18 protein-coding genes are annotated in these 22,555 nt (G+C 44.9%); 7 read left to right on the plus strand and 11 right to left on the minus strand.

The window, feature by feature from the left end; genetic code table 11:
- Positions 1-2: 2 nt before the first annotated feature.
- The 3 genes from phsA to L5M49_RS09840 form a co-directional block, all read right to left on the minus strand.
- A complete protein-coding gene (gene phsA, locus L5M49_RS09830; RefSeq protein WP_105251315.1) occupies positions 3-2,285 on the minus strand; it encodes a thiosulfate reductase PhsA in 2,283 nt (760 codons plus the stop codon).
- Between the two features lie 428 nt (positions 2,286-2,713).
- Complete coding sequence (locus L5M49_RS09835) at positions 2,714-3,376, minus strand: pentapeptide repeat-containing protein (RefSeq protein ID WP_263265952.1); 663 nt, start codon at positions 3,374-3,376, stop codon at positions 2,714-2,716.
- A gap of 104 nt (positions 3,377-3,480) precedes the next feature.
- On the minus strand, positions 3,481-3,963 hold the full coding sequence (locus tag L5M49_RS09840) for an SRPBCC family protein (protein ID WP_263265953.1): 483 nt from the start codon (positions 3,961-3,963) through the stop codon (positions 3,481-3,483).
- A 247-nt stretch (positions 3,964-4,210) separates the two neighbouring features.
- Here L5M49_RS09840 and L5M49_RS09845 point away from each other — a divergent pair, with 247 nt between their 5' ends.
- The 3 genes from L5M49_RS09845 to L5M49_RS09855 all read left to right on the plus strand — a co-directional run bounded on the left by L5M49_RS09845 (position 4,211) and on the right by L5M49_RS09855 (position 6,872).
- On the plus strand, positions 4,211-4,639 hold the full coding sequence (locus L5M49_RS09845; protein WP_317630119.1) for a hypothetical protein: 429 nt from the start codon (positions 4,211-4,213) through the stop codon (positions 4,637-4,639).
- The gene (locus L5M49_RS09850) at positions 4,626-5,729 is read left to right on the plus strand and encodes a phosphoribosylaminoimidazolesuccinocarboxamide synthase (RefSeq protein ID WP_263265955.1); all 1,104 of its coding nucleotides are present in this window, start codon (positions 4,626-4,628) and stop codon (positions 5,727-5,729) included. The genes L5M49_RS09845 and L5M49_RS09850 overlap by 14 nt, the downstream gene beginning before the upstream one ends.
- Before the next feature lie 642 nt (positions 5,730-6,371).
- The gene (locus L5M49_RS09855) at positions 6,372-6,872 is read left to right on the plus strand and encodes a hypothetical protein (RefSeq protein WP_131526164.1); all 501 of its coding nucleotides are present in this window, start codon (positions 6,372-6,374) and stop codon (positions 6,870-6,872) included.
- A gap of 454 nt (positions 6,873-7,326) precedes the next feature.
- Here L5M49_RS09855 and L5M49_RS09860 read toward each other — a convergent pair whose 3' ends face one another.
- The 5 genes from L5M49_RS09860 to L5M49_RS09880 form a co-directional block, all read right to left on the minus strand.
- Entirely contained in the window at positions 7,327-8,130 is an 804-nt protein-coding gene (locus L5M49_RS09860; RefSeq protein WP_263265956.1) for a toxin-antitoxin system YwqK family antitoxin, read from the minus strand.
- Positions 8,131-8,713: 583 nt separating this feature from the next.
- Entirely contained in the window at positions 8,714-9,292 is a 579-nt protein-coding gene (locus L5M49_RS09865; protein WP_263265957.1) for a porin family protein, read from the minus strand.
- A gap of 615 nt (positions 9,293-9,907) precedes the next feature.
- A complete protein-coding gene (locus L5M49_RS09870) occupies positions 9,908-10,744 on the minus strand; it encodes a class I SAM-dependent DNA methyltransferase (RefSeq protein ID WP_263265958.1) in 837 nt (278 codons plus the stop codon).
- Positions 10,745-10,884: 140 nt separating this feature from the next.
- Positions 10,885-11,661 (minus strand): EAL domain-containing protein, encoded by a 777-nt coding sequence (locus tag L5M49_RS09875; protein ID WP_263265959.1) that lies wholly within the window; start codon positions 11,659-11,661, stop codon positions 10,885-10,887.
- A 204-nt stretch (positions 11,662-11,865) separates the two neighbouring features.
- The gene (locus tag L5M49_RS09880) at positions 11,866-12,579 is read right to left on the minus strand and encodes an oxidative stress defense protein (RefSeq protein ID WP_006083233.1); all 714 of its coding nucleotides are present in this window, start codon (positions 12,577-12,579) and stop codon (positions 11,866-11,868) included.
- 417 nt (positions 12,580-12,996) lie between these two features.
- Here L5M49_RS09880 and rimO point away from each other — a divergent pair, with 417 nt between their 5' ends.
- Positions 12,997-14,415, plus strand: a complete 1,419-nt coding sequence (rimO, locus tag L5M49_RS09885) for a 30S ribosomal protein S12 methylthiotransferase RimO (RefSeq protein ID WP_219250655.1) — start codon at positions 12,997-12,999, stop codon at positions 14,413-14,415.
- A gap of 212 nt (positions 14,416-14,627) precedes the next feature.
- Here rimO and fumC read toward each other — a convergent pair whose 3' ends face one another.
- Together fumC and L5M49_RS09895 are read right to left on the minus strand one after the other, a co-directional pair.
- Positions 14,628-16,031, minus strand: coding sequence for a class II fumarate hydratase (fumC, locus tag L5M49_RS09890; protein WP_263265960.1), 1,404 nt, complete (start codon positions 16,029-16,031; stop codon positions 14,628-14,630).
- A gap of 196 nt (positions 16,032-16,227) precedes the next feature.
- Positions 16,228-16,452, minus strand: a complete 225-nt coding sequence (locus L5M49_RS09895; RefSeq protein WP_263183565.1) for a ribosome alternative rescue factor ArfA — start codon at positions 16,450-16,452, stop codon at positions 16,228-16,230.
- 266 nt (positions 16,453-16,718) lie between these two features.
- Between L5M49_RS09895 and L5M49_RS09900 the strand changes: the two genes are divergently transcribed.
- Both L5M49_RS09900 and L5M49_RS09905 read left to right on the plus strand, forming a co-directional pair.
- Positions 16,719-17,567: a substrate-binding periplasmic protein gene (locus tag L5M49_RS09900; RefSeq protein WP_317630120.1), complete on the plus strand. Its 849-nt coding sequence runs from the start codon at positions 16,719-16,721 to the stop codon at positions 17,565-17,567.
- A 282-nt stretch (positions 17,568-17,849) separates the two neighbouring features.
- Positions 17,850-19,976, plus strand: a complete 2,127-nt coding sequence (locus tag L5M49_RS09905) for a TonB-dependent receptor (protein ID WP_263197860.1) — start codon at positions 17,850-17,852, stop codon at positions 19,974-19,976.
- A gap of 237 nt (positions 19,977-20,213) precedes the next feature.
- Here L5M49_RS09905 and pmbA read toward each other — a convergent pair whose 3' ends face one another.
- Positions 20,214-21,557: a metalloprotease PmbA gene (gene pmbA, locus L5M49_RS09910; protein WP_105251299.1), complete on the minus strand. Its 1,344-nt coding sequence runs from the start codon at positions 21,555-21,557 to the stop codon at positions 20,214-20,216.
- 437 nt (positions 21,558-21,994) lie between these two features.
- Between pmbA and yjgA the strand changes: the two genes are divergently transcribed.
- Positions 21,995-22,531, plus strand: a complete 537-nt coding sequence (gene yjgA / locus L5M49_RS09915; RefSeq protein ID WP_105251298.1) for a ribosome biogenesis factor YjgA — start codon at positions 21,995-21,997, stop codon at positions 22,529-22,531.
- The last annotated feature ends 24 nt before the right edge of the window (positions 22,532-22,555 follow it).

The following is a 22,555-nucleotide window of genomic DNA, read 5'->3' on the forward strand; positions in this document are numbered from 1 at the left end:
GATTAGCGCTTTGCCAGCGTGACGCCCGTGGTGTGCACTGTCATGCCACACACAGGAGCAGTCACGTGCGGTAGTAAGTTACCGCAGTGGATACCTTTGCCCGTTGCTCTGACCAACTCTTTGTTTTTAGAACCAAAGCCCATGTAAGCAAACACAGTATCTTGACGAATGCCCGGCGTGACTAAGGCATGGCCTTCTTCTGTGCCTACACTGCTGGTGAGGCGGATTGGGTCGCCATTGCTGATCCCTAACTTGCCCGCAGTAACGGGGTGAACCCACACAGCGTTATCCGACATCAGGTTAGCGAGCATAGGCACATTGTGGGTGGCGCCATTGGTGTGCACCGCCACTTTGCCTTGGATAAAGTACAACTCATCTGCTTTTTTAAGATTCACTTCGCGGAACTTGATCACCCCACGGCCCGGTGCCATGGCTTCGACTTTCGCGGAAGTGAGTTCAATCTTGCCACTAGGGGTTTTAAAGGTCAGTGCACTGGCGTAAGTGCCGTCTTCATCGGCTGGCCGCGCATTGGGGTATGCCTTAATAAACTCGGCAACCATCTTAGGCTCGCACAACATAATTGGCTTACCGAAGCTCACAAAACCTTCGTCTTTGATCCGGCGCAGCAGGTCAGTGTCGCGGTTCACCTGCAGCATTTGCAGGGTTTCCATGTTTTCCCATGGATAGAACTCGCCAAGGCCCATAGCCACACCCACATCCTTAAAGATCTGCCAAGAAGGCTTAGTATCACCTAAGGTTTCTACGACCCGTTGGCGCACATAATAGGCCGGATTTTTACCTGACTTATCAGCAATTTCTTCATCACGTTCAAGATAAGTCGACTCAGGTAAAATCACGTCCGCATAGGCGGCGGTTTCGCTGATATACACATCACACACGGCGATAAAGTCGAGCTTTTTCATCGCTTCAACAACGCGCGCTCTGTCTGTCATGGTTTGCATTGGGTTAGTGCGTGACATCACCCAGCCGTGTAACTGGTAAGGTACAGCGCTTAATGTGGCATCGAGAATAGTTTGGTAAACGCCGCCCGATGTCCACATCATGGCGTACTGCTCTTCCACCTGATCGATACGTTTCGCTGCTGGTTTTGGCATGTCTTTCACGCCAGGTTTTGCCAATACGGGCGCAACCGCTTCACCGGCAAGCTTGTTGTAATCACCGGGTTTCTGGCCAATATAAATCCCGCCCTTACGCTCGATGTTACCAATCAAGACGTTAGCGGCGTAAAGGGCGCGGCGCATCTCAAACTCTTCGGTGGTAAAGGTAGCTCGGTGACCAAAATCGACCACAGCATGGGGCGCTTTAGCGGCATATTCGTGGGCGATACGACGGATGTCTTTGGCAGGCACATCGGAGATGGTTTCTGCCCATTCAGGGGTATAGGCTTTAACTTCGGCGGCAAAGGCTTCGAAGCCTTCCACATAGCGCGCGACAAATGCCTTGTCGTAAAGATTATCTTCAATCAATACATGACATAACGCCAAGGCGACGGCCACGTCGGTACCGGGACGAATGGCGTACCATTCATCGGCCTTGTCGGCCACAATGGAGAATCTTGGCTCGAACACCACCAGCTTGGCACCTTTGTCCATCTGCGCCGCCATCATGCCGCGGGTTTCGGACATATTGATGCCTTCGTACAGGTTATGGCCGAAGTTAATGATGTATTTAGAATTACTTAAATCACGTTTGACCTTAGTGCCAAAAATAGCCTTAGCGGCAATTTCATAACCACCAGGGCAAGTCGACGCGTGGGTAAAGGTATTTGGACTACCAAAGGCGGTCGCAAGGTGAAACAAATGCTTTTCTTGTGAGCCAGATTTTGACGAGAATGCCACGGCTTCTGGGCCATGTTCTTTTTTGATTTTATTGAGGTTTTCAGCGATTAATTTATAAGCCTCATCCCAACTGATCTCAGCCCATTTACCTTCGCCGCGCTCACCGACCCGCTTTAACGGTTTAACGATACGCTGTGGATCGTACAATAAACTATGGCCTGCGCCGCCACGGGCACACACTTTACCGCCAAAGGATTTAGCGGCCTTGTTGCCACTAATGAAGACGTTTTTGCCCTCAATCACCCGCGCCGAAATCGGGCAGCGAGTCGAACACATTTCACAAATACTGGCAATGTCTTTGCCCATGCCCTTTAGCTGCTTATTCTCTAATGCCGCTAAGCTGCCCGGCAGCAGACTGGCCAACGCACACGTAGCGCTGCTCGCTCCTGCTCCCTTTAAAAAGGTTCGCCTATTAAGCTCAATCATGGTTACCTCCATCACGCTCATCCCACCCGCCAGTCGCCACATTGGACGCCATCGAGCAGAGGTTTGCTCACTGATTTGATTACTTTTTTAGTTATAAAGCGTTAAAACAGCGCCACCATATCTTCAAAATACACGGCATACGCTGAATACACTGCTCATCCACAGAGATTGTTATCCCGAAAGAGGTAGGTGGGTATTGTGGTAAACCACATGGGGAAGCTCGGTGTGATCTACCGCAACTAAAACCTAAGACTGACCTTGAAATACGTGAATAAGATCAATAGGTCTTAAAAAACGGACAGAAAAAGCCGCCAGATGGGACAAATGGCGGCTTCAAAAAAACAGATATCTCAGTAAATTGCGATAACACTCGTGGAATGAGCATCACTATGCTGAGTGAAAAGCTGAGTAAAAACCTACCACAATCCTTAATCCATTAATTCTATATCGAGGCAGTTGAGCAGCCGAATCGCTTCGTCGCGGCTAAACTTAGCGCCTTTGATTTTATTGTTAAAAATGTCGATATCGTAATTGGATGCCTCGCTGAAATCCGCCTCCAATAATTGAGTTCGGCCAAACAGACTATGACTAAAATCCGTGTAGGTGAAATTGGCTTGATTAAAACTGCCCTCGCGAAAATCGACATCGTGGGCCTTGCACTCTTCAATGATAATTTCATCGAGGGACAAACCTAAAAATGAGCAATCATTTAAGATGCATTGCTTAAAGGAAAAGGGCGCGGCAAAGGATAAACGCGACCACGCGGCTCGGGTCCAATCGATACCGACTAACTTACACTCTTCAAACTCCACCCCGCTGAACTGACACTGGGGCACTTTTACTAAACTTAAGTTGCAACGCACAAAGCGGCAATCGATAAACTTGCATTTACGGAAAGTGCTCTCGCTAAAATGGCAATCTTGAAAGCAGCAATCCTCAAACTCGATGCCCTGTAGATCTTGGGCTAATTCCGACAAGCCATTGAACTGTTTTGATAAAAAACTATTGCCCTGCAAAGCAGCGCTTTGCGCGAGTTGCGATGGCGCAAGCTGTGATTGTGTAAGCTGCAAGACTTCTTTCTGTGACGACATAACACCTCTAATCCTGCCCAATCCCCAGCAATAAAATATGCAGGGCAATTGGGCTAGATACTGCTTATTATTGACTCTCTGATACAAGGCTTGAGACTCTCCGGCTAAATGCTCGCGACGAGTTCCTCAAGCTGATCGGTCGCCTTAGACCACCCCTGATAAAACCCCATATCCTCATGATTCTGCCTATCTTCGCTATTCCAATGCAGCACCCGCGCAGTGTACTTGGTCTTACCATCTATAGGTTCAAACATGATGGTTGCCGTCATAAAGGCTTTATCGGACGGCACCCAAGCCTCAGTAAAGGCATCGGTAAATACGATGCGCTCATTCTCAACCACCTCGAGATACACGCCACGATTCGGGAAATCCTGTCCCTCAGGACTGCGCATCACAATCACATTTGAACCACCGGCACGCACATCTAAGCTCGCGTTAGCCACTGTCCACGGCCTTGGCGTAAACCAAATTTTGAGGAGTTCTGGCTCGGTCCACGCGCGGAACAGCTTTTCTGGCGGCGCATCGATAATCCGCTCTAATACTAGCTCTCGTTGATTATCATTCTGTACATGCTGACTTGTGCTCATATTCCCTCCATTGGATATTTGGCTTGATGGTCTTGTCGGCTGCAGCTACGTCATAAGCTCGCACATCAGCGCGCTAAAATACAGCCCTTCAACATTAGCTCGTCCGCAGAACACCAGCCCTCCATCATGCTCAGCACTGAGTGTTAGCGCGTGATTCCCTTGCAAATCCTTATGCCCGCTAGATTCAAGCCACAGAACTATGTAAAGAGCAGTGTAAAGGGCTGTGTAAAGATCTGTGCAAAGAACGATGCAAATAGCCGTGGCAAATTTTGTCAAAAAAGGTAGAATGTCGCCACTTTTTCGCGGCAGTCTAGAACAAGGTTCTCTCGGATTAATGGTTAGCATTTTCGAGCAAAATGGCACGGGCCCAGCCCGCTTTCGCAGACCACTTTCACTGTGGTGCCAACCTTGCCCCGCGTTTGTTCCATCCCTTGCATTATCTCCACCCAACACAATTCAAACACCGCCCGAAAATACCACTTTTGCTGTTCAAGATTTAACATCAAATCCCGCAAACTGGCTGAGCGATTTACACCCTAAGCCAAGCGCGAATAATAAAGCGGTTGCAATGAATCTGGCTGTTGCTAACGCTATAGTCCATCTGCAAACCGACACTTATAAAAACCTTATCCCTACACTCTCTATCCTAAGGAATACTCGTCATGAGTCTTGCTGATTCCGTATTAGCCGTGAATAACGATTTGCCAATCCGCACCGACAGCCCAGTCCACAGCGGCAAGGTTCGCAGCGTTTACTGGCTAACCGATGCCGACAGCCGCCGTTTAATCAAAACCAAGGGTTATAACGTCCCCGAAGATACCCCACTCGCCATCATGGTGATCAGCGACCGTATCTCAGCCTTCGACTGCATCTTCCACGGTGAAGGCGGTTTAAAAGGCATTCCCGGTAAAGGCGCGGCATTAAACGCGATTTCTAACCACTGGTTTAAACTGTTCGCCGAAAACGGCCTAGCCGACAGCCATATTTTGGATATCCCGCACCCGTTCGTATGGATAGTCCAGAAAGCCTGCCCCATTAAAGTCGAAGCCATTTGCCGCCAGTACATCACAGGCTCAATGTGGCGCGCTTACTCTAAGGGCGAGCGAGTATTCTGTGGCATCACACTGCCTGAAGGCTTAGAGAAAGATCAAAAGCTCCCTGAGCTGTTAATCACCCCATCGACTAAGGGCATTTTAACCGGCATCCCAGGCGTGCCAGCCCAAGATGACGTGAACATCAGCCGCAGCGATATCCAAGCCAACTACCAAGCCTTTGGCTTTGAAAAGTTAGAAGATATCGACCTGTACGAGAAGCTGTTAAAAGATGGCTTTAAAGTGATTTCAAAAGCACTGGCCGACATTGATCAAGTGTTTGTCGACACTAAATTTGAGTTCGGTTATGTGACCGATAAAGATGGCAATTCAAAACTGATTTACATGGATGAAGTCGGCACTCCAGACTCATCACGTATTTGGGACGGCGCCGCCTACCGCGATGGCAAGATTCTGGAAAACTCCAAAGAAGGTTTCCGCCAATTCCTGCTAAATCATTTCCCTGATCCTGATGTGCTGCTCAACAAAGACAGAATGCCAGAGCGTGAAGCCCTAGCCCGCGACAATGACCTGCCACTTGAGGCCATGATGCAAGTGTCACGCACTTACACCGGCGTTGCCGAGAAGGTGACTGGCGCGGCGATTCCGCTGCCAGCGAATCCTAAGGCAGATATCATTAAGATCCTCAAAGATGAGTATGATCTGATTGCGTAATCAAATCATAGTGGGATGAGGAGTTTTCCCTTTCTCCAAGAGTAAAAAGGCGCTTCGGCGCCTTTTTGTTTTTTAAACTTGGGTTTGGATTTATTTGTATGAGTCAATTTAACTCAATTCTGAAATGCAAATCTGAGAAAAATCAAAGTCAAAGTCGTGGGGCTTCACCCCACACCCGACCAAGGAGGACTGCTCGTCCTATCCTCCTTGGATTCTCCAAGACGCCCCTAGCGAAGTTACATGCATTAGAGACTGGCCTTGGTCTCATGGATAAATTGCTATCACTTCCGAAGGCAACGTCCCTGTACCTACGAAAGCTAGCCGGTCATCCATGACCGGACTCACGCAATTTATTCCAACGCCCTGCGGCAACTTCGCAGGGGATGGAGAATCCCTTTAGCATCAGTGTTGTCTGCTGGTTATGCAAAACAAAAAATAATTATAGAAACCCGATTTACCCCTACCTTTTAAACACAAAAAGACCATCATTACTGATAGTCTTTGATTTGCTAACTTGCCAATAAGACAGCTGCATGCAGGCTAGCACTTCAAGCAACAAATTTGTAAAAGAGTTACTGGCGATTACGCCATTGTCTAACTAGAATCAATAAACAATAAATATTGCTTACAAGGACGTGAGACATGAAACCGAAAGTATTTTTACTATTATCAAGCTTAACTATCTTAAACGGATGTGTTGGATTAGATGGTTTCGTCAACCAAGAACGGATACAAGACCCATCAACAAAGCAAGAACAATTATATACTTACATTACTCGAGTTGATAAGTTACTGAATATTTATGCTGTTGATGAAACAACAAAAGCAAGCTTAAAACTTGCTTTAAGTAAGGTCGAAACCAATGCAGAAGGCGATATAAATAATTCTAAAGCGGCAAAAATGCTAGCAGCAGAACTAGATCAAATAAATTCACAAAACTATCCAATCTTATTTAGTGTCGTACTAGGCCTAAATTCAAATCCATCAAGTGAGAAAAACCAAGAACAATTTTGGAAGTCATTAAACAACATAACTAACCAAACTTACTCAACCAGACAAAAAGAAATTGAGTTAGAGATGGGAAAAATAGAGTTAGAAATAATTCAATTAAATAGTCGCCAGCCCATTAAAGTAAGTAAGTAAGTAAGTAAGTAAGTAAGTAAGTAAGTAAGTAAGTAAGTAAGTAAGTAAGTAAGTAAGTAAGTAAGTAAGTAAGTAAGTAAGTAAGTAAGTAAGTAAGTAAGTAAGTAAGTAAGTAAGTAAGTAAGTAAGTAAGTAAGTAAGTAAGTAAGTAAGTAAGTAAGTAAGTAAGTAAGTAAGTAAGTAACTTTATCTATAATCTCCAAATCAATTAGGAATAAATCAGGCCACCCATTGTAAAACAATAATATAATGCACTTTTGATATGGGGTAGAGTAACGGCAAGCCGCCATAGGTGACTTCCGCGCTAAAAGCACTAGAAAGCACTATTCGAATGGACATTGCTTAGCTAAATAGGTCGATATGGTTTTCTAAGCCCGCTACAAAATGGAGGACAAGATTTATTCCTTCCAACACTAATTGTCAATTGCTGCAATTTTTTAAAGATTCCATCTAACTAATCATTATTATAAGTCGTTTCTTGAATTAAATGACCATCTTCACTATAGCTTTTCCAAATACCGTCTTTCTTACCATTTTTATAAGTTCCTTCTACTTCTATTATACCATTTTTATGATAACTCTTAAAAAGCCCCTCTCGCTCTCCGTTTTTATAATATTCCTCAGCTTGCAATATTCCTTCCTCATCATAGGCTTTATAAAGACCATCTAATTGATCATTTTTATAAACGCCTTCCGCCTCTAATTTACCGTATTCATTATAATATTTAAACAGACCATTTCTAATACCATTAACATAGTTTTTTTCCACTGTTAATCTACCATTTTCATTATAACACCTCCAAACACCTTCTAATTTTCCATTTATATACAACGCTTCATTCTCTAGTTCACCATTACAATGATAAGTTTGATAAAAACCGTCTTCTTTCCCATTTTTAAAAATTTGTACTGTTACTTGACCATTTTCATTATAATATTTCCAAACACCTTCTAAAGTCCCATTTTCATAAGTCAATTCCGACTCTAACTGACCGTTTCTATAATAGCTTTTACAAATACCATCTTCTTTCCCATTTACATAAAACTTTTCCTCCATTAGTTTTCCATTAGACCAATAATGCTTATAAATGCCTTCTCTATTGCCTTTTCTATAAGTTCCCTCTTTTTCTAACTGACCGTTTTCATAATAACTATTACGAATACCATTTAACTTTCCATCTTCATAATTTTCCTCAATCCTTAGTTGACCATTTTTATAATGACCTGTTACTTTTCCTGTAAATATTTTTTTACTCATTTTACTATACCATAATTAAGATAACTCAAATTCAACTCCGAAGTGCGACAATCTAATCGAAGAATAGAGGCAAGATTAACGCCCAAGAGTGTAAATCTCAATCTATCAGTTCTATTTTTAACCATAGCTTACTCAAAAGCATACTTATGTTAACCATAGATGTAAGAGACTATCACCATGAATTATCTGTATTTTACCATAGTAAGACGATACCAGGTTTTTATTCTTTTAGAACAGCGCTTTCGATATAAATGTACTGATTGTCATCGTCCTAATGACGATAGGCAATCCTCCCATGCCTAAAATCGGTGGGGTTTGCATGTTTAAAAACGCCTTTTTTAATGAATTAGTTTGACTTTTGTACCATATATCGTCCCATCATTTTTAATGGTACTCGTTCAAGCAATTTTCGCCATAACAGATTGTAGGCAAAAAATGGAAAGTGAATTATATTGTTGTTTATAAATGGCTGCCAATACTTCTTATTAAATCCAATAACATCTACCATCAAGATAAAGTAAAAAAGGCGTGACACTTAAAGTATCACGCCTTAATAATTATGAATTGTTGATGAGATTACTAATTAGAAGCGATATTCAACACCGATACTGGCTTGATTAAAGTCTGTATCGGTTTTTCCGCCATTGGCGACGCTATCTACATTAATATCTGCATCATACCAAGTGTACTCAGCATTAATTAAAAATCGATCTGTGACTTTAAATGCCACACCGGCGCCAGCGAATACACCTTCACCATCGTCATTGCCAGAAAAACCGACGACGTCATAATCTGTCGAATACCATAACTGACCACCTTTAGCATATAGCTCAACTCGGTCTGCAATGGGAAGCATGACTTTCAGGGCTGCCGTATAACCATCGGTTTCGGCATTGGCTAAACCATTACCATAATCACCAAAGTTAATGTAACTACCTTCAAGAGCAAGGTATTTATTAAACTTATAACCAACAAGACCCTGCATTACATCACTATTATCATCAAAATCATCATCGCCATCGACTTTTAAATAACCGTAGTTAGCGCCGACATAGATTCCGTTTTCTGCGGCATCACTGTTGCTCATGTTATCAGCATGAGAATATGCACTAAAAGAGGCTAAAGAAATAATGGTAGCTAAAGTAAGAATGGGATTTTTCATAAAGTACTCCTAGTTAATTATTTAAATACACTAAGGACATTACAAAAATAATGCCAACCTCGCAAAACCACACTCCGTTCAATATATAAAACAAATAATAGTTTTATTTATCAACACCATACATAACTTCAAACATTTTAAATTCAAGTTAACTATTTTTATAAAACACATGAAACTTTTTTCATACTTACACTAAAGCCGTGCTAATTCTGTCTTAATGTATTTATTGCCTGTGAAATTGTAACTATTTCATAGGTAACAAAATAAACATACAAAATTATTACATTTAATTAATTATATTATCATTTATATTGTGCGACTTACTTATTAAAACAAGTTTATTAAAGCAAGCTTTAACGGGAATACTGTGCGGCAGCGTTATAAACAAGAGTTATGGATGACGAACTGATTATTAAGCATGGACGTTATTTGGCAAGGAATATCCCAAAGGGGAACGGTACTTTCCCCTTTTGGTCGACTCTTGATGAAAAATCAGGAGTGAAGCCTACAACTTTAATTTGGCTTTAAATAAAAACAGACTGACAGAGAAGCGAGATTTAACAAGTAACAGTGACATTATGAGCAGACCTTCTGTTACCAACCTTCAACAGAAGGTCAAATCTTCACGCAAACAAACAGCGCATTACCTGATGCTAAATCCCACGGGACAATTCTTTCATAATCGTGTTCGAAAACATGCACTTCAAAATAGGGCGCTAACAATTCCTGCAGCTCAGTGAAGCTGGTAGCGACCATAGCATGTTGGTCTTGCCATTGCTCAATACTGTGGACTTCTTGCAAACCTGCGGCGTGTAACCCAGCTTCCAGCGAGCCTAAGCCTTTCATATCAGAGACAGGTAAAGGCGAGACCTCAGCAAACGGCTGACTGCTTTTGGCAATACTCAACTTTAATGACTGTTTCTCACCTTGCCCACTGTAATGCCAGCCGGATTCGAAGGCGAAATGACTACCATCAAACTCGGCAAAATGCTTAACCGAACTTGTGTTATCGATTCTGTGCTTATCGACAGTATTAAAACAAAACAGCCCACCATCATTAAGTGCGCTATGCACACTGGCGATACAGCTTTTAAGGCGTTCGATACAAGCACTGTAATGGATGGAATATAAAAAACAGGTAATCAAATCGACGCGCTCTTCTAAATAAAAAGCCGTCATATCTTGGAGGTTAAACTGAGCTTCAGGGCAACGACGCATGGCCATGTCTAGCATAGGCTGATTAATATCAAGGCCACTGCATTCATATCCAAGGTCAATAAAATGCCGCACATGCGGACCAGTGCCACAGGCTAAATCAAGATGTTGCTTACCATTATTGCCGAGGAACTGATGCAGACGATGGATACTCGCGCTCTGTTGCTGGTAGTTGATATCGGAACACATTAAATCGTAATAACCGGATAAATCGGTATAGAGCGCGTTGGAAGACATAGTAGCGAATAGGTAACAAGGGCAATTTTAGGTGGCGCATGATATATCAGTTAGCCGATATCAGAAACAACGAATTATCCATCGAGTCTTAGCACGTGTTATCACTCTAATCGTGCAACGATATCAATCCACCTAACCATTTACTTTGGGGCGTGAAAGCTCAGCTCTTCATAGGAACTTAAATATTCGAGTTGTGGTTTGGCAAAATAATACCCCTGAAAATACTCAATCCCTATTCCAGCGAGATAATTAAGTTCGGCTTCAGTCTCAATGCCTTCGGCCAAAACTCTTGTATTAAGCTCTAAACAAATACGCAGTATTTCATCCACGGCTAACTGCTTTTCTCTATCAAGATCGATATCACGGATCAAGGTCATATCAAGTTTTAATACTTGAGGGCGCAGGGCTTCGAGCCAGCTTAAATCAGCAAAACCACTGCCAAAATCATCGATTGCCGTGATAAAACCACGCTTAGCATAGCTCTCGAAGATACGGACTAATTTTGCCCGATCGACAATTTGCTCGCCCTCAGTCACTTCGAACATAATTTTGTGAATATCAAACCCATACATGTCGGCGGCTTCAATCGTCGCGCGGATACAGGTCTCAGGGTTATATACGGCATTAGGTAAAAAGTTGATACTGAGCATCTTATCGAGTCCCAGCTTTGAAGAGGTTTCTATCGCTTTAACACGGCAAGCCTGATCAAAATAGTATTTATTATTTTCATTAATCCGCTCAAACACCCACGCAGCCCCTTCACCATCAGGGCCTCTAACCAGGGCTTCATAACCGCTAATCTCACGACTAGGCCAATGGATAATAGGTTGAAATGCCATTCGAATTTCAAATCCTAATGACTTACCACTTAAGCAATCCATGCAAGTTTGTTGCTTTATTCGAGCGGGAAAATCCATAAACGGCCTCCTAAACATTAACCTTACTAGTGTGAGGATAAATACTTAAATTTGCCAGTTTTTACTGTTCATCATCCTAATAAAATCCATCACATATAGAGTGAAGAATGCTATTTCCAAAAATATAAAACGATTGTAAACGGCATAAAAAAATGGATGAATCCCAATAGGAGCTTCATCCATCACCATATGCCTCAGACTGATTTACTTCAGTTTATAAATCACTTCAACTCTATCTTCTATGCTCACTTGACCATATTGATAGCTCTCGGCGGCGCCCATGGCATCGGCTTTGGCGCTCATGCGTAACATGACAGGTTGCACAGGGCGTTGATCGTAATAACGGATCTGCCAGATCTTACCGAGGTTTTCACCAAAGCCTTTAGCCAAAGATTCGGCTTTTTGTTTGGCATCCACAATCGCAGCTTGACGTGCCTTGGCGACATATTCAGCTTCTTTACTCGACTTAAGGGCGATGTTATTCACCCGATTCATGCCCTCTTCTAAGGCTGAATCTAAGATTGCATTCAAGCGGCTTAAGTCTGTTACCGTCACGGTAATTTGGCGACTGGCGGTGTAACCCGTCAGCTCAGGCGCTTTATCCTGCACATAGACGTATTGCGGTTGAAGATTTAAATTCGCGCTCTGGATCTGATCTTTAGTCACACCCGCTGCGGTGAGACGGGCGATAAACTTAGCCACGGCGGCATCGGAATTATCCTTGGCGGCTTTAGCGGTTTTTTCGGTCACGGCCACTTCCACATTAACATCCGCCATATCGGGTTCGACTTGGATTTGGCTCACACCCATGGTTTCAATATGCGGGAAATCGACCTCAGCGGCGAGTACCGCTGGCGCCATAAACGCGCTAGAAAAAAGACCACCCGCCACCAATACCGCTAAAAGAGAATTTTTCATAACTTACTCCAAAATAATGTGCTTATACCTAAACCACTTCAAATAGAACGCATATTCAAAACGAGACGGCTAAAACGACTGTGTCGCTTATTTAGCGCTTAGGCTATCAGTAAAAAGTGCCAATACTTGTGCCAATATGTAACAGCATCAAGAAATTATCTCTTGTCCCTATAAACGCGGCCAATTTTAAAAAGGGTTAATTTTTCTGAAAATTTTTTAGCGCTTTTTATCCATATGAGTTCGACCTTGGATCTTTGGCCTATCTTCCTATATCCACACCCAAAATAGGCCTTAGGGTTAACTGGCATATTCAGCGCCCCAACTGTACACTTTTCAGCCAAAGCTACTGTACCTTTTAATCACTTCAGGTATAATCCGCCAACTTTTTTAAGGCGGCTTATACCTCAGCGAGAAACCATGACAGTTGAAACTTTTAAACCCAAGCAAACGACCACGCTTGATATCCCAGTCAAAACATTAGAAGCAGCAAGCACTAATGCTGTTGCCACTGGGAATCGCATCGGTTTCGTGTCTTTGGGCTGCCCAAAAAACCTCGTGGATTCAGAGCGTATTCTGACTCAGTTACGCATCGACGGCTACGAAGTCACTAACAGCTACGACAATGCCGACTTAGTTATCGTCAATACCTGCGGCTTTATCGATGCTGCGGTGGAAGAATCTCTGGATGCTGTGCGTGAAGCCTTAGAAGAAAACGGCAAAGTGATCGTCACTGGCTGCCTTGGCGCCAAAGAAAACCAAATCCGCGAAGTGCACCCAGATGTGTTAGAAATCACTGGCCCACACAGCTACGAAGCGGTGTTGAAGCATGTTCACAAGTATGTGCCTAAGCCAGAGCACAACCCTTTCACCTCATTAATCCCACAAACTGGGGTTAAGTTAACGCCTAAGCATTACGCTTATTTAAAGATTTCAGAAGGTTGCGACAACCGTTGTACTTTCTGCATTATTCCTTCGCTACGTGGCGATCTCGACAGCCGCCCAGCGGGCAGCATCTTAGATGAAGCTAAGCGTTTAGTGGAATCAGGCGTACAAGAAATTCTAGTCGTCAGCCAAGACACCTCGGCCTACGGCAAAGACAAAGGCGGTCGTACCGATTTTTGGAACGGTATGCCAGTCAAGCAAGACATTACTAGCCTAGCGCGCCAACTGGGTAAAATGGGCGCTTGGGTGCGTCTGCATTACATCTATCCCTACCCATGGGTTGACGATTTGATCCCGCTAATGGCGGAAGGTTTAATCCTGCCGTATTTGGATATTCCAATGCAGCATGCTAGCCCGCGCATCCTGAAGATGATGAAGCGTCCAGGCCGTGTTGACCGTCAGTTAGAAGCGATTCAACGCTGGCGTGAAATTTGTCCAGATCTAGTGATCCGCTCGACCTTCATCGTCGGCTTCCCAGGTGAAACCGAAGAGGATTTCCAAATCCTGCTCGATTTCTTGAAAGAAGCTCGTCTTGATCGCGTAGGTTGCTTTAAGTATTCTGAAGTCGATGGCGCTGTCGCCAACACCATAGCTGAGCTAATCAGCGAAGAAGTGAAAGAAGACAGATACCACAGATTTATGGAACTCCAAGCCGAAATCAGCGCCGAGCGTTTAGCCCGTTTCGTTGGCCGTACTTTAGATATTCTGATTGACGATGTCGACGAAGAAGGCGCCATTGGCCGCAGCTTCGCCGATGCACCAGAAATCGACGGCATGGTGTTTATCAATGGTGAAACTGAACTTGAGCCCGGTATGTTGGTTCGTGCCCGCATCACCCATTCAGATGAACACGATCTGTGGGCAGAAGTGGTAGATGCTGACACCCAAGACTAAGCTGTTCTGATACAGAACAGCTTATGACTCAAAAAGCGAACCTCTGGTTCGCTTTTTGTTTTTTATCATTTCGTAAGCATTAACACTGCGAATGCTTCAGCATCTTTACTCCACTGTTTCTTCACACTGTCTTGGCCCACGATATTGATTCATTGCCAGCCTCAATTTCGCTGATTTATCAGCAGCTAGGATGAGACGTTTTGAATTAAGCATTAAGCATCGGGTCCCAACATCTTATTGGCATCGACCCACAGCTCGAATTCTTCTGCTGTCACAAACTCAAGTTCTAATGCCGCTTGGCGCAGAGTCTTATGCTCGCTATGGGCTTTTTTGGCTATCTTAGCGGCCTTTTCATAACCGATATGTTGATTTAGCGCTGTCACTAACATGAGTGAGTTCTCCACATGCAGCGCGATTTGTGGCTCATTCGCCACTATGCCGACCACGCAATGGTCATTAAACGACTGGCAAGCATCCCCCAATAAGCGCCCCGATTGCAGCACATTGGCGATAATCATCGGCTTAAACACATTGAGCTCAAACTGACCATTGCTGCCGCCAATCCCAACGGCGACATCATTACCCATGATTTGCGCACACACCATAGTCATAGCCTCGACCTGAGTCGGGTTCACTTTTCCCGGCATAATCGACGAACCCGGTTCATTTTCAGGCAGTAATAACTCACCAATACCACAACGCGGGCCAGAACCTAACATCCTAATATCATTTGCGATCTTCATTAAACTGACCGCCGCCAATTTATAGGCCGCCGACAGGGCGACTAATTCATCGTGGGCAGCAAGGGCAGCAAACTTATTCGGCGCCGTCACAAAGGGCAAACCCGTGAGTTTTGCGATATTGTCCGCCACCTTAACGGCGTAATCCTTGTGTGTATTCAGCCCAGTGCCGACGGCGGTCGCACCTAAAGCTAACTCGGCCACCCGCTTGAGACTGTGCTCAATGCCTTCGATGGCATGACTTAACTGCGCGGCATAACCCGAAAACTCTTGGCCTAACGTTAACGGTGTTGCATCCATAAAATGCGTGCGACCGATTTTAACTAGGTGCACAAACTCCTCGGCCTTATCCTGTAAGCTCTGCTGCAGGCATTTCATGTTAGGTAAAACGAGTTCTACTGCTTGACGATAGGCGGCAATGTGCATGGCGGTGGGAAAGGTATCGTTGGAGGATTGCGAGCGGTTAACATCATCATTGGGATGCAAGCATTTAACCGCATCGATAAGTTGCCCACCTGAGAGCACATGGCCGCGATAGGCAATCACCTCATTGACGTTCATATTGGTTTGCGTGCCCGAGCCAGTTTGCCAAATCACCAAGGGAAATTGCGTATCGAGTTCGCCTGCTATCAGCTCATCACACACTTGGGCAATCTGTTGGGCTTTATCTTGGTGCAAGACGCCAAGTTGTTGATTGGTAATGGCGGCGGCTTTCTTTAAATAGCCAAAAGCGTGGATCACTTCGACAGGCATAGATGCCTCAGCACCAATACGAAAGTGCTGCAGCGAACGCTCAGTTTGTGCGCCCCAATAACAATCGACGGGGACTTTCACCTCACCCATAGTGTCGTGTTCAACTCGATATTGCTGTGCCATGTGCATCTCCTTCACTAAAACGCTCTAAGCGTTCACCATACTCGCTCAGGGCGAAAGTACAATTAACCTCCAACAAGGAGTATCAATAATAAGGCTGATTTATGCGTAAAGATTGGCGTAAAGGCAGGTGGAGGAGCATGAATTGGCAGGATTAACGAGGCACTAACACAGCAGACTAAAACAGTAAAAAAGCAGATTAACAAAAGCGCAGACCTAGAAAGTCAAAAGGGGCATCGCCCTTGTGCTGATGCCCCTTTCGGTTTTGTGCTTTACGGTCGTATGACCCTTTGCCCTTTTTCGCTTTCTCGGTGCGGGTCCTAAACAAGGGACTCGTCACTAACGCTTTTAGTGCGTTATCGGTAATGGTGCCTCGACCACTTTCGTGTTCTAAGGCCATATTTTGCGGTTTTTGCTTAGTCATTTTATGCCTCACTGCTTAATGAAAGTTAAGCCCATAGCCTAACAGCGCAAACTATAACGCAATCAAATCAGATGTACAGAGTTTGTGCACTCCAACATAAAAAATGACTTTGACTAGTAGGAAAGTATGATAGATTATTCAAACAAAAATAATATATTAGCTTAATAATCAATAAGATTTTATTAATAGGTTTAGTGAGTGGATTTTGCCATAACCTTTATTGGCACTCTGGTTACACTTTGTAATCGACAGATAAGGAGATCAATTTGACATCCGTGTTAGTCGCTCAATCTTGGCTCGGTGCACTGCTTTTACTGATAACGCTTCAAGCCCCGCTTGCCAACGCTTTTTCCAGTTCAGACTCCTGCGTGATGACCATGGGGTATCGTACCAGCGAACGCTTACCCTTTATCGGAGACGAGTCCAATAACACGGGATTTTATCACGAACTCTACCAAGCGGCGGCGAACAAGATTGGCTGCAAACTCAATGTGGTGCGCGCACCTAAATTACGTATTCTGCGGGATCTCAAACTCGGCAATATCGATTTTTATCCCGGCCTTAATTTCACCGAAGAGCGGGCTCAATACGCGCATTTTATCCCCAATGGACTTTCACAACGTGCGATTGGCATTAGCCGTGCTGGCGCCGCCGATATTCGCTCCATTGAGCAGTTAGCCCATAATGAAATGACCCTCTTAATCGCTCCCGGCAGTTACGACTTTGGCGGCTTACCCGACAAAATTAAGGTACGCAAACCGCCTGAGTTAACCGTCCCTAAAGCCTTGGATTATTTGCTTTCAAACCAAGGGGACTTTTTTATTTATGATCAAACCACTTTGCATTATTACCTTAAAAATCGTGACCAAAGCCAGTTTAAACTCCACTATCACTACAGCGAATTACCGCAGGAAATGTACCTCGGTTTCTCGAAAAAAAGCCGCCACTACCGCGGTAGATACAACCCCAACTATCGCGCTGATATCCCCATCAGCCCAGATAACAGTCCCACTGTGTTAACACCAGATTCTAAAGTCTTTGAATTTGCCAAAGCACTCGCCGCTATGGATTCCCAAGGTGAAACTCAGCGCTTGTATAGTAAGTATTTTGGCTAGCTTAAATCCCAGAAATTAAAATGCCTCATTTGGGTTAGCTTAAATCACAAAAGTACCGCTAACGCAGAGTTCTATTGGACCTTTTATCAATTGAGGTACCAATAAAGAGCTAGGAGAATCATGCCTAACTGATTAAAAAGTGGAAAACTTGTCTTCTGCTCAAGCCATATTCTGATGTTTTAACTCGCTTTGTTACCCTCTGCGACAATATGCCGCACCTGCCACACTGAGATGCTCTTTATAATGCAGCGCAATTAATCCAAGTGAATGGAAGACAATAAGATGGCTGCAAATTCTGCGTATTTATCTCACCCGTTTAAAACTTCAGTAATTTCCTCATCCCTCGCAATCGCCATGGGCTTATCGCTAGCGCCACAGGCTATGGCTGACGACAGCGAATTAGCCAATATTGAACGCTTAGAGGTCCATGGCCAACAGACCGAAAACCGTAACGCCTTAGGCTCGGCTGAAAATCTACTGAAAGGGCAAGGAGTCGATTTCTCCGAAGCGGGCGGCGTATCGGCCCTACCTATCCTCAATGGTATGATGGGCGATCGCATCAAAGTGCTGGTTGATGGCGCAGACATTACCGCGTCCTGTGCAAACCAAATGAATCCACCGCTGTCCTATATCTCCGCCAATCAAATCACCACAGCCGAAGTCATTGCGGGTGTATCGCCAGTCAGTGCCGGTGGCGACAATATTGCGGGTGTGATCAAGGTTAGCAGCCTTAACCCTAAATTTGGTGAAAGCGAGGCCATCAAATGGAATAGTGGCGATATTTCAACTGGATATCGCAGTGTGAGTGACACCTTATTACTCGGCACCAACGCAACAGTCGCCAGCAAAAATGTCAGCCTAAGCTATCAAGGCGCCTATGAAGATGCCAACAGCTATAAAGATGGCAATGGCGATAAAGTCATCGATACCCTGTACCGTGCACAAAACCATGCTTTGACCGCCGCATGGCGCGATGAGACTCAAGAAGTTGCCATCAAATTGACCCACCAAAATATTCCATTCCAAGGTTTTGCTAACCAATACATGGATATGACGGATAACAAGAGTTACGGTGCCCTCGCCCGTTATCAACTCAAACTCGACGATGACGGTGAATTCAGTGCCCAAGTAAACTGGCACGGCGTGAAACACGAGATGGGCTTTTTCACCCCAGAAAAAACCGGCAAGATGCCAATGAACACTGAAGGTGATGACTACAGCTATCAACTGCACTGGCGCTTGCCAATGGGTGATGACAGCACCTTACTGGTCGGCCAAGAATACTATAGCTACCAGCTCGACGATGTTTGGCCTGCGGTGCCTGGCACTATGATGGCGCCCAATGACTACATCAACATCAACGATGGCCAGCGAAAACGCGCCGCCGTTTATGGCGAATGGCAGCAAGATTTAAGTCAAAGCTGGTGGTTATCGGCGGGTGTTCGCTTTGAGTATGTCACCACCAATACTGGTGAAGTCCAAGCCTATAGCAACATGCCTATGATGGGCATGCCCAATGTCGACGCAGAAGCGGCAAAAGCCTTTAATGCAATGGACAGAAAACGTGATGATAATCTGATCGATGCCACCTTACTGGCGCGCTATCAATTATCGACCAATCAACAACTTGAGTTTGGTTTAGCCCGCAAGAATCGTGCTCCGAATCTATACGAACGTTACAGCTGGGGCCGCGGCACTATGGCGACCACTATGATAGGTTGGTATGGTGATGGTAATGGTTATGTGGGTAATCCGGATCTTAAACCAGAAACCGCCCATACCCTGAGCGCAGCCTACAAATATAACGATGATAGCTGGCAAGTCTCGACCACGGCTTGGTACACAGCTGTGACTGACTATGTCGATGCCGAAGTCATTGGTAGCTTCAATCGCACCAGTTCGCCTGATGGCAAACGCAATATTCTCCAATTCACTAACTTAGATGCCAATCTCTATGGCGCACGTTTTAATGCGCTCTATCAGTTTGCCGAAACCAGCACAGGTAAATGGCAAGTGTTAGGCAAAGTGAATGTAACCCGTGGCGAGCGAGATGAGGGTGATGAACCTTTATATCAAATCAAGCCGTTGCAAACAGAGCTGGCACTGCAACATCAGTTAGGTCAGTGGGAAAACAGTCTTTCATGGCAATGGGTTGCGACCAAAGATCGCGTAGATGACCGCCGCCTTGAAAATGAAACCGACAGCTACTCCTTGCTCAATTTGAACAGCAGCATGAAATGGCAGGATCTGACTGTTACCTTCGCCGTGAATAATCTGTTCGACAGCTACTATGAGCTGCCACTGGGCGGCGTGAGTGTGGCTGAATTTAAGGCCGATAATACCAATGGCTTTAACCAGATTGCCGGTGCAGGTCGCTCGTTTGAACTCAGCGCAAACTATGCGTTTTAACGACTGATTTTAAAGGCACTGTTTTTAACAACATCGTTTTTAACCACATGGTTTTTAACGGCACGGCTTTTTAGGTCGAGCAGCCCTAATCGACGCGTTAAACAAAAAGGGCAAGCAGATTAAGTGATTAATCGCTTGCCCTTTTTATGCTCAAACCACATTCATGCTACTAGCACTAAAGCACTGAGACGACTTAAGCGCACTATAGCAGCACGGCAGAACGAGTGAGACTATGGATTAGTTACCCGCAATCTTCATTTCAGATAACAAGATACCGCCGGTACGAATCGATGAGCGCAGATCAAAATCCTTACTCACGGCTTGCACGCCACGGAACATCTCTTTTAAGTTACCCGCGATAGTGATCTCTTCCACTGGATATTGGATCTCACCGTTTTCAACGTAGAAACCCGCCGCACCACGGGAATAATCGCCCGTTACCATGTTCACGCCTTGGCCCATAACTTCGGTCACAATCAAACCTGTGCCCATGTCTTTTACCAATTCGTCGAAGGTTTGGCCAGTGTGGCCGAGCGTCCAGTTATAAATACCGCCCGCATGGCCCGTGTTGGTTAAGCCTAACTTGCGCGCCGAGTAACTGGTCAGCAAATAGGTTTCTAACATGCCACGGTCAATAATGCGTCTGTCTTGGGTCGCCACGCCTTCACTGTCGTAGTTCGCGCTTGCCAATGCGCCCAGTAAATGCGGCTGCTCTTCGATATTAAACCAATCGGGGAAGATTTGGGTGTTGATCGAATCCAATAAGAAACTGGATTTACGGTATAAACTGCCACCGCTGATCGCTCCGATAAAGTGGCCGATTAACCCTGTGGCGATATCGGGCGCTAATAAAATGGGTAAACGCGTCGTAGCGATCTTGCGCGCACCGAGGCGGCTTACTGTCTTCTCGGCGGTCTTTAAACCTACCGTTTCAGGTGCAAGCATCTCGCTGAATTTACGGGCGATAGTGTAATCGTAATCCCGTTGCATATTGCCTTCGCTATCTTCACCGATCACGCTGCAACTCAAGCTATAACGCGAGCTGCAATACCCGTTTAAGAAACCGTGGCTGTTGCCATACACTTTAACCGCAGTGTGAGCATTGGCACTGGCGCCGTCGGAATTATTGATACGTGGATCGGCATCGAGCGCCGCAGTTTCGGCGCGGATCGCTAGTTGCGCTAGCTCATCGGGGGAAATATCTTGTGGATAATACAGTTGAAGATCGCGGATCTGATTTGCCATCAAGGCTTTATCGGCAAGACCACTGAATGGATCCGGAGAAGTATAACGGGCGATATCGTCGGCCGCTTTCACCGCTAAGGCAATGGCCTCTGGACTTAAATCCGACGTCGATGAACTGCCCTTGCAACCATCGCGGTAAACCGTAATTCCTAAAGCACCATCTTTATTAAATTCAACGGTTTCAACTTCTTTTAAACGGGTAGAAACCGACAAACCTTGTTGTTTACTGATCGCCACTTCGGCAGCGTTCGTTCCTAATTTGTTGGCATATTCCAGCGCCACGGCCACCGCATCTTTCAGCGCGCCCAATTCACTATCGATTCTGTTCAAAGACACAAAGCTACTCTTTCGTTGTCGGCAATTGCCGTAGCATAACAAACACAAATCCCATTCACATTAATTATTCGCGGCTGACTTAGGCTTGAGAGCGTATCCTATACCCAAACAACCTGAAGATGCAGGATTCAGCGGGAGTTTAACGCACTTTAGGCAAGGCGGTTATTTGCAGACCTAGCGGGCTAAGTTAAAAATAACCAACACAGCATAAAGTGCGTTAAAACCCGCCGGGACGGAGCGCCTAGGGCACTCCACTTCCGTGTTGCATCAATTCAAAAGGTGGCCGACATTCTGTCATTGCTGCGCCTTGAATTGAAGCACCCTAGGCGCTCTGAAACTCGTATCTTCAGGTAGCTTGGGTATTAACACATTCACCTAGGCGATTTTTGGCTGGAGATGTTATTATTAGCCAGTTATTTACTTGAGGTTTTATCTATATGAAGATTGTTGGTGATTCAGAACATTTTAAACAGCCCTACGACATAGATGAAGATTATGTCAGCAGCAAAACAACGGACAAGCGTGATAGCGAAGCCGTGCAAAAAGTCGGTATGGAGCTTGTTTCACTGAGCAAGACTCAGCTAGATAAAATCGAGCTGGATGAGTTTTTGTACGACGCTATCCTGCAAACACGCAAAATCAAGGTCAATACTGAGGCGTATCGTCGCCACATGCAGTATATCGGCAAATTGATGCGTAATTTTGATATTGAGCCAATCAAGGCTTCACTCGCTATCGTGTTGAATAAAAACAACAACGAGACAGCTAAGTTACAAATGTTCGAAAAAATGCGTGAACGCTTACTCACCCAAGGTGATGATGAGATTCAAACTGTCGTCGAGCATTATCCGCAATTAGACAGACAAAAACTGCGTACTTTGGTGCGTCAAGCCACCAAAGAACTGGCCAAAGGCCCTGAATCAAAATCATCTAAAGAGCTGTTTAAATATCTACGCAGCGAAATCCAAGACTAATTAACTTCAGCCCCACAAGGATGT

The sequence above is a fragment of the Shewanella sp. SM74 genome (genome assembly GCF_025653725.1).
GTDB classification, from domain to species: domain Bacteria; phylum Pseudomonadota; class Gammaproteobacteria; order Enterobacterales; family Shewanellaceae; genus Shewanella; species Shewanella oncorhynchi.

Coding starts and splice junctions, on each gene's coding strand:
- phsA (WP_105251315.1), bottom strand. CDS start 2,285: ATGATTGAGCTTAATAGGCGAACCTTTTTAAAGGGAGCAGGAGCGAGC.
- L5M49_RS09835 (WP_263265952.1), bottom strand. CDS start 3,376: ATGTCGTCACAGAAAGAAGTCTTGCAGCTTACACAATCACAGCTTGCG.
- L5M49_RS09840 (WP_263265953.1), bottom strand. CDS start 3,963: ATGAGCACAAGTCAGCATGTACAGAATGATAATCAACGAGAGCTAGTA.
- L5M49_RS09845 (WP_317630119.1), top strand. CDS start 4,211: ATGCAAATAGCCGTGGCAAATTTTGTCAAAAAAGGTAGAATGTCGCCA.
- L5M49_RS09850 (WP_263265955.1), top strand. CDS start 4,626: ATGAGTCTTGCTGATTCCGTATTAGCCGTGAATAACGATTTGCCAATC.
- L5M49_RS09855 (WP_131526164.1), top strand. CDS start 6,372: ATGAAACCGAAAGTATTTTTACTATTATCAAGCTTAACTATCTTAAAC.
- L5M49_RS09860 (WP_263265956.1), bottom strand. CDS start 8,130: ATGAGTAAAAAAATATTTACAGGAAAAGTAACAGGTCATTATAAAAAT.
- L5M49_RS09865 (WP_263265957.1), bottom strand. CDS start 9,292: ATGAAAAATCCCATTCTTACTTTAGCTACCATTATTTCTTTAGCCTCT.
- L5M49_RS09870 (WP_263265958.1), bottom strand. CDS start 10,744: ATGTCTTCCAACGCGCTCTATACCGATTTATCCGGTTATTACGATTTA.
- L5M49_RS09875 (WP_263265959.1), bottom strand. CDS start 11,661: ATGGATTTTCCCGCTCGAATAAAGCAACAAACTTGCATGGATTGCTTA.
- L5M49_RS09880 (WP_006083233.1), bottom strand. CDS start 12,579: ATGAAAAATTCTCTTTTAGCGGTATTGGTGGCGGGTGGTCTTTTTTCT.
- rimO (WP_219250655.1), top strand. CDS start 12,997: ATGACAGTTGAAACTTTTAAACCCAAGCAAACGACCACGCTTGATATC.
- fumC (WP_263265960.1), bottom strand. CDS start 16,031: ATGGCACAGCAATATCGAGTTGAACACGACACTATGGGTGAGGTGAAA.
- L5M49_RS09895 (WP_263183565.1), bottom strand. CDS start 16,452: ATGACTAAGCAAAAACCGCAAAATATGGCCTTAGAACACGAAAGTGGT.
- L5M49_RS09905 (WP_263197860.1), top strand. CDS start 17,850: ATGGCTGCAAATTCTGCGTATTTATCTCACCCGTTTAAAACTTCAGTA.
- yjgA (WP_105251298.1), top strand. CDS start 21,995: ATGAAGATTGTTGGTGATTCAGAACATTTTAAACAGCCCTACGACATA.